Origin of the sequence: Arthrobacter crystallopoietes BAB-32 (assembly GCF_000328305.2) — a bacterium.
Classification (GTDB): Bacteria; Actinomycetota; Actinomycetes; order Actinomycetales; family Micrococcaceae; genus Crystallibacter; species Crystallibacter crystallopoietes_A.
Genome location: NZ_ANPE02000070.1, coordinates 13,275 through 28,248, shown reverse-complemented (window position 1 = coordinate 28,248; position 14,974 = coordinate 13,275). Strand labels below are relative to the sequence as shown.

At 64.1% G+C, this 14,974-nt stretch carries 11 protein-coding genes; 1 reads left to right on the top strand and 10 read right to left on the bottom strand.

The genetic code is table 11. The annotated features are described in order from the left end of the window. Positions 1–686 precede the first annotated feature (686 nt). Positions 687–2,291 (top strand): xylulokinase, encoded by a 1,605-nt coding sequence (locus tag D477_RS03725; protein WP_043845496.1) that lies wholly within the window; start codon positions 687–689, stop codon positions 2,289–2,291. A gap of 674 nt (positions 2,292–2,965) precedes the next feature. On the opposite strand, the gene tal is transcribed toward D477_RS03725, so the two are convergent. The 10 genes from tal to D477_RS03680 all read right to left on the bottom strand — a co-directional run bounded on the left by tal (position 2,966) and on the right by D477_RS03680 (position 14,952). Then, positions 2,966–4,072 carry a transaldolase gene (gene tal / locus D477_RS03720; protein WP_043845512.1) on the bottom strand — a complete coding sequence of 369 codons (1,107 nt, stop codon included), beginning with the start codon at positions 4,070–4,072 and terminating at the stop codon, positions 2,966–2,968. A 229-nt stretch (positions 4,073–4,301) separates the two neighbouring features. Then, entirely contained in the window at positions 4,302–6,437 is a 2,136-nt protein-coding gene (tkt, locus tag D477_RS03715) for a transketolase (protein ID WP_005267420.1), read from the bottom strand. Between the two features lie 479 nt (positions 6,438–6,916). Further along, the gene (locus tag D477_RS03710; protein WP_043845508.1) at positions 6,917–7,630 is read right to left on the bottom strand and encodes an L-ribulose-5-phosphate 4-epimerase; all 714 of its coding nucleotides are present in this window, start codon (positions 7,628–7,630) and stop codon (positions 6,917–6,919) included. 32 nt (positions 7,631–7,662) lie between these two features. After that, positions 7,663–9,387 (bottom strand): ribulokinase, encoded by a 1,725-nt coding sequence (gene araB / locus D477_RS03705; protein ID WP_005267417.1) that lies wholly within the window; start codon positions 9,385–9,387, stop codon positions 7,663–7,665. 34 nt (positions 9,388–9,421) lie between these two features. Next, positions 9,422–10,078 (bottom strand): HAD-IA family hydrolase, encoded by a 657-nt coding sequence (locus tag D477_RS03700; RefSeq protein WP_043845494.1) that lies wholly within the window; start codon positions 10,076–10,078, stop codon positions 9,422–9,424. 105 nt (positions 10,079–10,183) lie between these two features. Further along, positions 10,184–11,242, bottom strand: coding sequence for a substrate-binding domain-containing protein (locus tag D477_RS03695; protein ID WP_005267415.1), 1,059 nt, complete (start codon positions 11,240–11,242; stop codon positions 10,184–10,186). 82 nt (positions 11,243–11,324) lie between these two features. Further along, positions 11,325–11,651: an ABC transporter permease subunit gene (locus D477_RS23650; RefSeq protein WP_202804073.1), complete on the bottom strand. Its 327-nt coding sequence runs from the start codon at positions 11,649–11,651 to the stop codon at positions 11,325–11,327. Beyond that, complete coding sequence (locus D477_RS23645; RefSeq protein WP_202804072.1) at positions 11,579–12,346, bottom strand: ABC transporter permease subunit; 768 nt, start codon at positions 12,344–12,346, stop codon at positions 11,579–11,581. Before D477_RS23645 ends, D477_RS23650 begins: the two co-directional genes overlap by 73 nt. A gap of 4 nt (positions 12,347–12,350) precedes the next feature. Beyond that, positions 12,351–13,883 (bottom strand): sugar ABC transporter ATP-binding protein, encoded by a 1,533-nt coding sequence (locus D477_RS03685; protein WP_005267414.1) that lies wholly within the window; start codon positions 13,881–13,883, stop codon positions 12,351–12,353. A 1-nt stretch (position 13,884) separates the two neighbouring features. Further along, complete coding sequence (locus D477_RS03680; RefSeq protein WP_005267412.1) at positions 13,885–14,952, bottom strand: NAD(P)-dependent alcohol dehydrogenase; 1,068 nt, start codon at positions 14,950–14,952, stop codon at positions 13,885–13,887. Positions 14,953–14,974: the final 22 nt, after the last annotated feature.

Sequence of the window (14,974 nt, the reverse complement as noted above, 5' to 3'; positions counted from 1 at the left end):
AAAAGGTTTCCTTCATCGCTGTGCTCGTACCCATGATTGCTCTCGCTTCTAGCTTGACCCAAGTTTGATTGGACGTTTTCGTTTCTTTCGTTTCATCGTAAGCCTTGCCGGCTGCGCGGTCCAGCCACCAAGCAGCACTGGTTGTGGGAACGGCTTGCTGCAGCTAGGTCATGGGGCATTTCACTGACGATGGACATATGCGCGGTTATCGGCGTTCAGCGTCTGCCAGCCCTCCAGCCCGAAAGTTGACGCAGCTCAAACGTCTGCAGCGCCGCCTAGGGGGACCAAGGGACCTACCTCAATCGGAGGGCTGTCCTCAAACCTGCGGGCGCCCCTGGCACCGCTGCGGAAGCGGGGGCCATAGCCTCGACGCGGGCCTGCAGCTCACCGGGTCTGAACGGTTTAATGATGTAGTCATTTGCGCCGGATTCGAAGACCGCCAGGACGTATGAGTAGCAGGCAGTGTGACCACACCGGGGTATGGCTCATCGATGACTTCAGCTACGGTCACCGCATCACCACCACAGCCTGGGGACCGATGGACCCGACACTGTGGGCGTGTGAGCCCACCGACACCCCGCGAGCAACCGGGGGACTGATGACGGGTCGTGAACCGGAATCCGACGAAAAGGGAACATTGATATCTCGTTAGGGTGTGATTGAGTAGGCGCATGAGGCATAGCGACATGACCATCTCGGCGGACGCGATCGAGCGCGGCGCGACCTACCTTGGAATTGAGGTGGGATCCACTCGCATCAAAGCCGCTCTCATCGACGAGTTCGGAACGGTGGTGGGATCGGGAACCCATGCCTGGGCGAGCGAGTATGTCGACGACAATTGGACGTACTCTTTGGACACGCTGTGGACAGGCATCCGGAGTTGCTACGAGAGTTTACTCAGCGACGTGAGTAAACGCTGGGATGCCCGGCTCACGAAGGTGGCCGGGATCGGCGTCTCTGCGATGATGCATGGCTATCTGGCATTCGATTCCGACGATCAGCTCCTCACCCCCTTTCGGACCTGGCGCAACACCTACACGGAGGACGCCAGCTCTTTTCTGAGCAGCCGGTTTGGGCAGAACATCCCCCTGCGGTGGAGCATTTCCCACCTCCTGCACGCAGTTCTTGGCGGTGAGGAGCACGTGGACCGGATCGCCTCCATGACGACGCTTGCCGGGTACGTACATTGGCGGCTGTCAGGCCGCAAGGTACTTGGGATCGGGGATGCGAGCGGAATGTTTCCAATTGACTCCTCCACACGTGACTACGACCGGACCATGCTCGAGAGTTTTGCAGGTTTGGACGAGGTCAAGGGCCTTGGGTGGTCATTGCGTGAGCTCCTGCCCGAGGTCCTGCTGGCCGGGGAAGTCGGTGGCGAGCTCACCGCGGAGGGTGCGGCTTTGATCGATCCAACGGGCACGCTCGAGCCCGGCGCGGTGATGGCGCCGCCGGAGGGGGACGCCGGCACGGGCATGGTCGCCACCAACAGTATCGAGCCGCGCACCGGAAATGTCAGCGCAGGCACCAGCGCTTTCGCCATGGTCGTCCTCGAGGCGGAGCTGTCTTCCCCGCGCAAGGAGATCGACCTAGTGACCACGCCCGCCGGTGACCCGGTGGCCATGATTCACACCAACAACTGCACCGGGGACCTTGACGCATGGTTGCGTATCTTCGCGGAGTTCGCGGAATTGACTGGTAGTCCGATGCGGGCGGAGGATCTCTACCGCGAGCTGTTCACCCAGGGTCGGCACGGCGATGCCGACGCAGGCGGCCTGCTCAACTACAACTACCTGTCCGGGGAGCATCAGACGGGCGTGGCCTCGGGGCGGCCCCTGTTCGTCCGCGGTCAGCAGTCACGGTTCACCCTGCAGAACTTCATGCGCGCGCAGCTGTATGGCGCGTTCGGAGCGATGGCCGCAGGAATGGAGGTGTTGCTCGAGGAGGAGAAGGTCCGGCTCGACTCGATGTTCGCACACGGTGGGATCTTTCGCACCCAGGGAGTCGCACAGCAGGTGCTGGCCGACGCGATCAACACTCCCATCGCGGTCGGCGACTCCGCAGGTGAGGGTGGGTCCTGGGGCATGGCGGTTCTGGCGGCGTTCACCGTCCGGACGGCGGGCGGGGGCGGCGTGCAGTCACTGAATGAATACCTGAACTCGCACGTGTTCGCCGAGCTGGAGCTGGTGAGCGCAGACCCTGACCCTGTGGGAGTGGAGGGTTATAAGGAGTGGCGGCAGCACTACCGAGCGGGCCTGCCGGTGGAGCGGCTCGCCGGAGAAGTGCTCGACTGACTCATCGATCGGCGCGGGCCGCACCTACGCGGGGCGCACGGTTCCAGTCCCGTTGACGCTCTTCGGGGAACCGGTCGGTGTCCTAAGAGCCTTCGCAGCGGCGAGAAATACTGCTCGGTCGAGGCCATCGGCTCCCGGAACGCCTGGGGGTCGGTAGGGGAGACATCTGTACCGGTACGGGATTGCGGCATGCCCCGCATGTGACTTGTTCATGCCGTTATCCCCCTGCGAAACTTTTTGGGACACCATCAATAACAGGGGCAGGCTTTGGGTCCTCAAGAAGTGACAACGGGGGTTGATGAAAGAACCACCAGAGCCCCGTCGCGGCACGCGGGGCTTCATGTCACGAGGCGCTACTGAGGTCGTGAGGGTCGTGACGCTGGAGGGTCGAGAAGGCTAATCGTGCATTCGTCCACGAGCAGCATCTTGCGTTCTCCAGTCGAGCAGTCGCGGATCCACGCCACCCGGGACTGTGGTGCCAGATCTTCGACCATCCCATTGAACGGTGGACGAGCCGATATGCAAACTTCGACTAGGTCACCTCGATGCAGTCGATCTGAATTCCGAGCTGGTGTATCCATGGTGTTCATCTCCCGTGCCACCTCTTTCGCTTGGGATGTAGGCCCCGGACTGCATCCCCGCCAGGCTGGAGTGCGGTCCGGGAGAAAATGGGCTCAACGCGAAGCGTCGAGGGCGGCACGGACGGTCTCCAGCAGCTCGGACCAGGAGTCCTCGAACTTGGTCAGGCCCTCGGCCTCTAGCTTGGCTACGACCTCGTCGTAGGAGATCCCCACTTCGGCGAGCTGTTCGATGACCTTGGTGGACTGCTCGTAGGTGCCGGTGATCGTGTCGCCGGTGATCTCGGCGTGGTCGAAGGTCGATTCCAGGGTTTTCTCTGGCATGGTGTTGACCGTGTGGGGGGCCACGAGCCCGGTGACGTAGCGGGTGTCGGGCAAGGACGGATCCTTCACGCCGGTGGACGCCCACAGCGGGCGCTGGGGGTGGGCCCCGGCCGCGGCCAGGCGGGCCCACCGCTCGGTGTCCAGGGACTCCTTATGGATCCGGTAGGCCAGCCGGGCGTTGGCCAGCCCCGCCTCACCCTTCAGATCCTTCGCTTCGTCGGTGCCGATGGCGTCTAGGCGCTTGTCTATCTCGGTGTCCACCCGGGACACAAAGAAGGAGGCGACCGAGTGGATCGCGGCGAGGTCCTTGCCGTTCTCCAAGGCCTGCTCCAGGCCCAGCAGGTAGGCGTTGATGACCGCGCGGTAGCGCTCGAGCGAGAAGATCAGCGTCACGTTGACGGAGATCCCCTCAGCGATGGTCGCGGTGATGGAGGGCAGGCCTGCCTCGGTGGCCGGGATCTTGATCAGGGCGTTGTCCCGGTCGATGGTCCGGGACAGGCGCTGGGCCATGGCCGAGGTCGCCTCGGCGTCCTGGGCCAGGCGCGGGTCCACCTCGATGGACACACGCCCGTCAACGCCTTGGGTGGCCTCGGCCACCGGGGCGAACAGGTCGCAGGCCTCACGCACGTCGTCGGTGGTGATCGCTAACACCGCCTCGTCGACGTCGGTGCCGGCCGCGGCCAGTTCCTTCACCTGGACCTCGTAGGTACGGTGGGCGGCCAGCGCGGCGGCGAAGATCGTCGGGTTCGTGGTGACGCCCACGACGTCCTTCTCCTCGATCAGGGCCCGGAGACTGCCGCTGATAAGGCGTTCGCGGGAGAGGTCGTCGAGCCAGATCGACACGCCGGCGTCGGAGAGCTTCTTGGTGGGGGTGGTGATGTTGGAGGCAGTGGCTGAAGTGTTCATGGTGATCCTCACTTGGGATAATCGAAAGGGCGAACGAGGACTGGTCGAGTAACAGGTCCGAAAAACAGGCCTTAGAGGGGTCGAGGACGATTGGGGTGAAGTGGTCGACGTCACAGGGGGCTCGTGATGGGCACGCCCGCGGGCAGCACGCTGACAATGACAGGTGGAAGAACGGAGGGGGCGAGGTGGTAGCTCGACCGAGTCAGAGACCGGCAGCGGCCGCCTTGATGGATTCCTGGGCGGCGGCGGCGACGGCCTCGGCAGTGATCCCGAACTCGCGGTAGAGGGTCTGGTAGTCAGCGGACTCGCCGAAGTGCTCCAGGGACACGGCCCGCCCGGCGACGCCGAGCAGGTCGCGCCAGGACATGGCCACGCCGGCCTCGACGGTCACCCGAGCCGTCAGGGCTGCAGGAAGGACGGAGTCGCGGTAAGCGGCGTTCTGCGCGTCGAACCACTCCCGGCACGGCATGGACACCACCCGGGCGCGCACACCCTGCTGCTTCAGCAGCTCACGGGCCTCGACGGCCAAGGTGACCTCGGAACCGGTGCCGATGAGCGCTACGTCCGGGTCTCCGCCCTCGGCCTCGATCAGCACATAGCCGCCGCGGGCCACGCCCTCGGCGGAGGCGAACAGCTCGCCCTCGGCGTCGGGGTGGAGGTCCTCGCGGGCGAAGGTGGGCACGTTCTGGCGAGTCAGGGCGATTCCGGCGGGACGCTCGTGCTGCTCCAGGATCGTGCGCCAGGCCACTGCCACCTCGTTGGCGTCGGCCGGGCGGACCACGTCCAGGCCCGGGATCGCGCGCAAGGCCGACAGCTGCTCCACCGGCTGGTGGGTGGGCCCGTCCTCGCCCAGGCCGATCGAGTCGTGGGTCCACACATAAATGGACGGCACGCGCATCAGCGCGCCGAGGCGCACCGCTGGGCGCTGGTAGTCGGAGAAGATCAGGAACGTGCCCGAGAACGCCCGGGTCTGGGAGCTCATCACGATGCCGTTGACGATCGCCGCGGCGGCATGCTCGCGGATGCCAAAGTGCAGGACCCGTCCGTAGGGGTCCCCGGACCACTTGTTCGTGGAGCGGTCGGCGGGGATAAAGGACTTGGCCGACTCGATGGTGGTGTTGTTGGACCCGGCCAGGTCGGCTGAGCCGCCCCACAGCTCGGGGAAGGTGTCGGCGATGGCGTTGATCACCTTGCCCGAGGCCGAGCGGGTGGCCACGGCCTTGCCGGCCGGGAACACCGGGAACGCCTCGGCGTGGTTCTCCGGCAGCTGCTTGTTGCGGATCCGGTCGTAGAGTTCCGCGCGCTCGGGGTGGGCGCCCCGCCATTGCTGGAACCTCTGCTCCCACTCCTCGCGCACGCCCTTCATGCGGTCCTGGATACCGCGGGTATGCAACAGCACGTCGTCCTCGACCACGAACGACTTCTCCTGGTCAAAGCCGAGCAGTCCCTTGGTGGCGGCGACCTCCTCGGCCCCGAGCTTGGAGCCATGGATCGCCCCGGTGTTTTGCTTATTCGGCGCCGGCCAGCCGATGACGGTGCGCAGGGCGATCAAGGAGGGCTTGGACGTCTCGGCCTTCGCGGCGCGGACCGCCTCGTAGAGCTCGGCGACGTCCTCGACATACTCCCCGGTCTTCGTCCAGTCCACCCGGGACACGTCCCAGCCGTAGGCCTCGTAGCGCTTGAGCACGTCCTCGGTGAACGCCACGTCGGTGTCGTCCTCAATGGAGATGTGGTTCTGGTCGTAGATCACCACGAGGTTGCCCAGCTCCTGAAGCCCGGCCAGCGAGGACGCTTCGGAGGTCACGCCCTCCTGCAGGTCCCCGTCGGAGGCGATGACGTAGACCGTGTGGTCGAACACGGACTCCCCGGAGGGGGTCTCGGGGTCGAACAGCCCGCGGGTGTAGCGCTGGGCGTAGGCAAAGCCCACAGCCGAGGCCAGGCCCTGGCCCAGCGGGCCGGTGGTGATCTCTACGCCGGTGGTATGGCGGTACTCTGGATGGCCCGGGGTCTTGGAGCCCCAGGTGCGTAGGCTCTCGATGTCCTCCAGCTCCATGCCGTACCCGGAGAGGAACAGCTGCAGGTACAGCGTCAGCGACGTGTGGCCCGGGGAGAGGACGAACCGGTCCCGGCCGGTCCATCGGTCATCGGTGGGGTCGTGGACCATGACCTTCTGGAACAGCAGGTACGCCACCGGGGCCAGGGACATGGCCGTGCCCGGGTGGCCGTTGCCCACCTTTTCCACGGCGTCCGCGGCCAGCACCCGCACCGTGTCCACGGCGCGCCGGTCCACATCGGTCCACAGCAGTTTTTCGTCGGTCTTCTGAGCGAGGTCGGTCACGAGTATCAGATCCTTCTCTTCAGGTGAGGGGCGGCCTGGGTTCTCTCAGAACCGACAGCGATCAGGCGTCCGATCACGGCTTACACAGTGTTTTGTAGTGTGGTGGGCCCCTGCGGACACGTCTCATAGGGGGCCATCAGTGAGTTCCTGGAAGCCGGTTTCTCTTCAGGATGAGTGTGGTTGTGCTAGTCGCCGAACATTGCCGGCGCATCAGGGCTGTCGCTTTGAGTAGATGACCGCGGTGTTGGTAGCAGGGTCCCCCGCGTGGACCGCGCCAGCATCGAAAAACCGCCGCAGTCCACGCAGACCTTGACCGGGTACTGACCAAGGTGTCATACCTCCACGGAAGGGACAGGATCACGTACCCGCGCTCCCCGTCCAAGGGCTGCCGTAGGAGTTTGGCCCTGAGCCTGTTTCCATCCCCGGGCGGACGGGAGGGCAGGCTCAGGAGGCGTGCGTCAATCGGGCCCGTTGTGTCGCTATTGCCCGTAGACGTTCATGTACCGGTCGTTTAAGCGGGCTACATGCTCCGCATCGATCGGGATCGGAGTTCCGATTTGGCGGGCGATGTGCACCGTTTTCGCGACTTCCTCCACCATTACGGCTGCCTTGACGGCGGCCTTGGCTGAAGGCCCGATGGTGAACGGGCCGTGGTTTTTCATCAGCACCGCCGGGGACTTCGACTCCCGCAGCGTTTCGACAATGCCGCGACCGATGGAGTCGTCCCCGATGAGCGCGAACGGCCCGATAGGGATGTCTCCACCGAACTCATCGGCCATCATAGTCAACACGCACGGGACCGGTTCGTCGAGAGCCGCCCAGGCGGTGGCGTAAGGGGAGTGCGTGTGCACGACTCCGTGGACGTCAGGCATGTGCCGGTAGACGTAGGCATGGGCGTCGGTGTCTGAGGAAGGCGCCAAATCGGGGTTCCCCCAGTGCGCGCTGTCCACACCGTCTACCGGAACACCGTGGAGGTCGGTGACGATCATCAACTCCGGAGCCAGCTGGTCGTATTCAATCCCGGAGGGCTTGATGACCATCAGCTCTTGCCCGGGCACACGGGCCGAAACATTGCCGGCAGTCCAGACCACTAATTTGTAAGTGACCAGGTAGGCGTGGAGGGCGCTGACTTCGGTGCGAACCTGCGCGACCGTGGCGGCGAGATCCTGCGGGGAATCCGTTTCCTTGATCATGTTTTGTTCGGTCACGATGGTTCTCCTCGTTGCTAGTTCGTAAGGATGATTCCGGCGCCGACCGGCTGGGCGGCACGTTCCATGGCATTGCGTTGGAAGCGCTTGAGCCGATGCATGACGGTGTTGGCGCCGCGGCCGAAGTAGTCATGCAAGGCCGTGTACTCGGCGAACAACTCCTCATAACGTGCGACGTTGTAAGGGATCGGCTCATACACGATTCCGGCCGCGGCGCCCATGGCTTCGGAGGCGGCATGGATGTCGGGATAAGCACCGGCTGCGACAGCGGCGTGGATGGCCGAGCCCAGCGCGGGACCTTGGGTCGAACCGATGGTGCGCACGGGCATGTTGAGGATGTCGGCGTAGACCTGCATCAGGAAGCTGTTTCTGATCAGCCCGCCGGCGGCGATGAACTCCTTAACCGGGACATCGCTGTTGTTGAAGGCTTCCACGATGGTCCGGGCACCGAAGGCCGTGGCCTCCAGCAGGGCCCGGTAGACGTCCTCGGGTCGAGTGGCCAGCGTCTGCCCGACAATGACGCTGGACAGTTCATGGTCGACCAGCACGGAGCGGTTACCGGAGTGCCAGTCCAGGGCAATGAGACCGTGTTGGCCGACCTCTTGGTCCTTGGCCAGCTCGGTGAGGTGTTCGTGGATGGTGAGGCCCGCACTCTCAGCGGCGTCGTAGTATGACCGAGGGACGATGTTCTCCACGAACCAGGCGAAGATGTCGCCCACTCCGCTCTGACCGGCTTCGTAGCCCCACAGCCCGGAGACGATGCCGCCCTCGACGGCACCGCACATGCCAGGAACCTCGAGCACTGCAGCACCATTCATCACGTGACAGGTGGAGGTGCCCATGATCGCGACCATCTGGCCGGGGGCCACCGCTCGGGCGGCAGGAGCTGTCACATGGGCATCCACGTTGCCCACAGCCACGGCAATGCCCTCGCGCAGTCCTGTCCATTCAGCGGCTTCGCTGGTCAGTGTCCCGGCCCGGCCGGCCAGCTGACCGATGGGCTGATCCAGCTTGTCCTCTACGAAAGTGGCGAAGTCGGGGTTTAGCTCAGCACAGAAATCCGAGGAAGGATAGTGCCCGTCCTGCAGCATGCCCTTGTAGCCTGCGGTGCAGGCATTGCGTACGTATTCTCCGCACAGTTCCCACACGATCCAGTCTGCTGCTTCGACCCAGCGCTCCAGCTGCGCGTACACCTGCGGGGCCTCTTCGAGAAGCTGCAAAGCCTTGGCGAACTCCCACTCGCTGGAGATCAGCCCGCCGTAGCGGGCCAGCCAGGGCTCGTTGCGTGAGCAGGCGAGCTCGTTGATCCGGTCGGCTTGGGCTTGTGCAGCGTGGTGGCGCCACAACTTTGCGTAGGCGTGGGGTTCGGCGAGGAGCCCATCCACTTCGCACAACGGGGTGCCGTCGTTGAGGGTGGGGATCATGGTGCAGGCCGTAAAATCGACGGCAATGCCCACCACGGTGTCCGGGACGATACCTGCTGCTGCAATCGCTTGGGGGACCGCCTGCTGGAGGACTTCTCGGTAGTCCTGGGGGACCTGGAGCGCCCAGTCCACAGGCAGGCGCACAGGTTCATTCCCGGTGAGGTCCGAGGTGAGAGCGCTGGTGATCACGGCATGCGGATAGGGGTGCACGGCAGAGCCCATCTCCCGTCCGTCGGACACACGTACCACCAGCGCCCGCCCAGACAGGGTGCCGAAGTCCACGCCGATGACGTATTCGTTCTCTTTCGGATGGGACACGAGATTCGTTTCCTTTCGAGCGAAGCGAAACAGTTCAGAGGTGGATTTGCAGGTGCAACTGACCGTCCTGGTAGCTCACCTGCACGGACTCCAGCGTCGGGACGACGATGTCGGCGTGTCGGGCCAGTTCGGAACGATCCGCGGTGCCTTCCACCGCGATGCAGAAGCATCCGGCGGCTTGAGCGGACTGGACCCCGGCCAGGGAGTCTTCAAAGGCAACGCAATCGGCGGGAGCCACCCCGAGGCAGGAAGCTCCCAGCTCGTAACAGTGGGGTGCGGGCTTGCCCTTGGCCACATCGCCTCCGGTGATGAAGACTGCTGGAGTCAGGATCTGTGCGGCACTGAGCCGTGCCAGGGCGACGGATTGCACCGACGAGGTGACGATGGCCCACCGATCAGCCGGAATGGCTTCCAGGATTTGCTTTGCGCCGGCGATGAGTGGGATTTCCGTTTGAGGGTTCTCCTCCAACAGCGCCAGAGCTTGCAGCTCCGCCTCGAGCCGGTCTGCGGAGACGAGTTCGGGGAGGAAGGACCGGGCTGTGCGCCCGTGGTAGGTCGAAGGGGCCTGCATCGTGACACCGGCGTTGTCAGCCCAAACTTTCCAGGCCTGCTCGATGGCCGCTGCGGAGTCGATCAGTGTGCCGTCCATGTCGAAGAGAAGTGCTGAGCAGGTGTGGTTAACAGTGGACAAGGGGGTCTCCGCTCTGGGGTCTTTGAGCGTCGGGTCTTTGAGCGTCGGGCCTTGGGGCTGCCGGAAGCCTGTTGTGGCTCCCGGCAGTCCAGAGCGTCCCAACGGTCAGCGGGTCTGCCCGGGCAGGCCCTCGTAGGCCACATTGCCGGCAGCAATGTTCTCGTCGACCATGTCGCTGAGGCCCGCGAGGAACTCATCGCGCTTGGAGACCACGTGCTCGTAGGCGACATCCACATTTTCCGGAGTGATTTCAGGCATGTGGTAAACGAGATTCAGGTCCGGGTTTTCGCCGCGGACATGTTTGGCAGCCACAGCAAGGCCCGAGGCCAGCTCGACAGAGCCGTTCTGCAGCGAGGTTTGGATGAAGTCCCCTGACTTGACTGCCTCCAGCCCGTCTTCGATGCCGTCGACACCTACGACCGGGATGTCGTCCATGCCCGCTTCACGCATGGCCTGGACGGCCCCTAGGCCCATGTCGTCGTTCTGTGCGATGACCCCGTCGATGTCGTCGCCGAAGGCCGAGATCCAGTTCTTCATCTTGTTGATGGCGTCGTCGCGCTTCCAGTTGGCGGCGTCCTGAGCCAGCACCTTGATCCCGGGGTTCTCGTCCAGGACCTTCTTATTGCCTTCGGTGCGGTCGATCTGTCCGGAGGCCCCCAGCGGGCCCTGCAGGATGACGACGTTGCCCTTGCCACCCAGCTCCTCGACCATGGCTTCGGCCTCCTGAACGCCGGATTCAACGTCATCCGGCAGCAGCGTGCCGGTGAGGTCCTCGCTGATGATGCGGGTGTTCACGGTAAAGACGGGAATGCCGGCGGTCTTGGCTTGGGCGACCTGGGGACCCAAGGAGTCGGCCTGGACAGGGAGGATGACGATGGCGTCGACTCCGGCGTTGACGTACTGCTCGACCTGGCTGGCCTGGGTGTTCACATCGTTGCCGGCGGAGTTCCACAGTAGCTCGATGTCTCGGTCGGCCGCGTACTGGTCCATGCCTTCCTTGCCGGCGGTGACGAAGGAAGTCATCTCGTAAACGGTGGCGCCAATGCGCAACTGCTCCTCGCCGCCGGCCCCGCCGGCGTCGCCGGAACCACAGGCACTCAGGCCCAGGACCAGGGCAGTTGCACTGCTGATGGACAAGGAGCGCAGAAGGGTGTTCTTGAACATGGTGATTCCTTACTGACTGAACAAGACGTATTGGTGGGTGATGGGGGTGGCCGGGGATGGTGCTGGCCGGTGGGGGATAGGGTCAGGCGATTCGGTGTTTGGCAGCCCAGACGTCGATGGCTACCGCGGTGACGATGAGCACACCCATGATGACGTTCTGCCAGTAGGCGGGGACGATGAGGATGTCCAAGCCGTTGTTGAGGGTCTGGATGAGCAGCAGCCCCAGAGCCGTGCCCCAGATGGTGCCGCGGCCGCCCATCAGACTGGCTCCGCCGATGACGACGGCGGCGATGGAGGCGAGCTCGTAGCCCTCGCCCAGTGTGGGGGCACCGGAGATCACGCGGGAGGAGAGCAGAACTCCGGAGAGGCCGGCGAAAACCCCGGAGATGACATAGACGCTGCACAGCACGCCGCGGGTCTTGACGCCGGCGATTTCGGCTGCGAACTCGTTGCCGCCCACGGCGTAAACCCGAGGCCGTAGGTGGTGCGCTTCATGATGAAGGCCAGGGCGAGGATGGCCACGATCATGAGCACTACCGGTACGGTCATGCCAAGGATCTTCGTGTTGGCGAACGCCCCGTATGCGGCGGGCACCCCGTTGATCGGGGCGCCGTTGCCGATGACGTAGGCCATGCCCGAGGCGAAGGTCAGCATGCCCAAGGTAGCGATGAACGGCGGAACCCTCAGCCAGGACACCAACAGGCCGTTGATCGTGCCGGCGGCCAAGCCTACCAAGAGGCCCACGAGCAGGGCGAGCCACATCATGTTCGGGAAGTTCACGGCGATCAGCGCCGATGCCATGCCGGCGGCGGCAATGACGGAACCGACGGACAGATCGATGCCACCGGTGAGGATGACCAGGGTCTGCCCCAGGGCGATGAACGCAAATGGTGCGGCAGCGACCAGGATGGTAGTGAGGTTATCGGGCGTGGCGAAGCGCGAGCTCTGGCTGATGAAGAAGAAGATGACGACCACCATGACCAACACCATGGAGTGGCGCACGGCCAGGTTCCGCAACCGGGCAGCGGTGCTTGGTCGATTTGCCACGGCGGTGCTCGCGGAGCCATCACTGGCGGCGGTGGGTGGGGTTTTCAGGTTTGACACTGTCTTACTCTCCGTGAATGGGTGCCAGCGCCTGGGCGGAGGCATAGCGGAAAATACGGTCTTGGGCATCTGGCTGCTGCATTTCCTCATGGCTTAACTCAGCGACGATGGAACCTTTGGCAAGTACGAGGGCCCGGTGGCTAAGGCTGAGGATCTCAGGCATGTCGGAGGAGGCCATGATGACGGCCGTGCCCGTGTCGGCGATCTTGGTGATGAGTTCATAGATCTCCCGTCGAGCTCCGACGTCCACACCGCGGGTGGGCTCGTCCAGCAGCAGAACCTCGACCTTGTCGGTCAGCCAGCGCCCGAGCACGACCTTCTGCTGGTTGCCACCGGAGAGAGTGCCGACCTCCTGGGACAAACCCCGGCTCCGCAGGGCGACCTTGGTCATGGCCTCCTCGACGGCACTGCGGCGAGCACCGGCCTTGATGAGACCCCCGGCGCTGTAGTTGCCGATGCGCGGCAGCGAGGCATTGTCCAAGATGTTCATCTGCATCACCGCCCCGGAGACCTTGCGGTCCTCGGGCACCAACGCGAAACCGGCGTTGATCGCCGCACGCGTGTTGTGGATCTGCACGGGCTCCCCGTTGAGAACAACAGTGCCTTCAACCACCTTGCGGACACCGAACAACGCCTCCAGCAGCTCGGTACGACCGGCACCTACGAGCCCGGCCAAACCCAGGATCTCCCCGTGGCGGACGGTGAAGTCGAGCTGGCTCTCGAATCCCAGAAGACGCAACCCGGAAACCTCAAGGGCCAGGGACTGGTGTGCAGGAGGCAGATCGGGAAACAGGTCCTCGAGCTTGCGACCGATCATTGCGGTGACGATGCCCTCGTCAGTGATGTCGGCCAGCGCAGAGTCCACGATCAGTGCCCCGTCGCGGAGGACCACGACGCGGTCAGCCACCGCACGGATTTCTTCCATCTTGTGAGTCGTGAAGAACAGCGACACGCCCTGGGCGCGCAGGGAACGCAGGGTGTCCAAAAGGGTCGCCACCTCTTGTTTAGCGATAGCACTGGTGGGCTCGTCCAAAAAGATCGCCTTGGCGCCCCCGTGGGTGGCCTTGATGATCTCGATGATCTGACGCACTCCCACCGGCAACGCACCCATACGCGCTCGAGCCGGAATATCAAGCCCGAACTCCTCAAGGTATTCCCGGGTCGTGCCAAACATCTTTCCCCGGTCGATGAGCCCGAGGGCTCCCCGGGGTTCGCGGCCCAGGAAAATATTCTCGGCCACCGTGAGCTCGGGAATCGAGGCGAGTTCCTGCGGGACGATGGCAATGCCGTGTCCGATGGCATCCAACGGATTGCCTGCCTCGAGTTCCTCACCATCTACGAGGACAGTGCCCGAGTCAGGGGCGTACAACCCGGTAATGATTTTCATCAGGGTGGACTTACCGGCCCCGTTTTCGCCGGCGATGGCGGTGATGGTTCCCGGCTCCAGAGCCAGCGAGATGCCCTTAAGCACTGGAACCCCGCCAAATGACTTGGTGATCCCGCGGGTCTCCACGACCGCGCTGACGTGATCCGACATCTCAACTCCCGCTATCGGAGGTCAGAGACGGAGTGATGACCGTCTTCATCGACGTAGGATCGGTCTCCACCTTCAGCAACCCTTCCTCCACCTTGTCCAGACCCAGACGCCCCGTGACCAGGGGGGACACCTGGACCCGGCCACTGGCCACCAAATCGATCGCCACCGGCCAAGTGTTCGCGTAGCGGTAGGTGCCGGTGAGCTCGAGCTCGCGATTCTGCACCACCGAAATGGGCAGGGTCAGCTCGTCATTACCCATCCCGACCAGCACAATCCGGCCGTGGCGGCGCAACGTGACGATGCCCCCAACAATCGCCGCGGCATTGCCGGAGGCGTCGATGAACGAATCAAAATGCAGCTCGTATTCGTTCAGACCACCAGACAGGGGATCGACAGCGGCGGTCGCACCCAGCCCGAGAACGAACTCACGGCGGCGAGCCACCGGGTCGCTGACGACTACTTCGGTAGCCCCAAAGGCCTGGGCGACCTGAGCCATGATGACACCGATAGGCCCGGCGCCGGCGATGAGGACCTTGTCGCCTGCAGTTATGCCAGCACGACGGCAGGCGTGCACCGCCACGGAGACCGGTTCCACCAGGGCTGCTTCCTCAAAAGTCATGGAATCCGGCACCTCGTAGGCGAAGTCGTCCTGGATGATCGCATACTCGGAGAAGACGCCATCGACCGGGTAGGCCCCGTAGAAGGCCATATCCACGCAGAGGTTGTACTCGCCTTCCTTGCAGTGCTTGCACACGCGGCAGGGGCGCTGGGGCTCGATGGAGACCCGGGCGCCGATACGGGCGCGCTCCACGGCGGAGCCGACCTCGACGATGGTTCCGGCCGATTCGTGGCCCAAAATGATGGGCCCCTCGACCACGAGGTCACCTATGTGGCCGGTGCGGTAGAAGTGCGTGTCGGAGCCGCAGACACCCACGGCTTCCACCTTGACCAGAACCTGGTCAGGTTCGAGAGCAGGCACGGGCACCTGCTCCAGATCGATCTTTCCCACTTCGGTCAGCACGCTGGCGAGCATCGTCTGCGGAATGTGGGAGGTGGCGGTGGTCGTCACGGGTCCTCCAAGAATTTGTGGG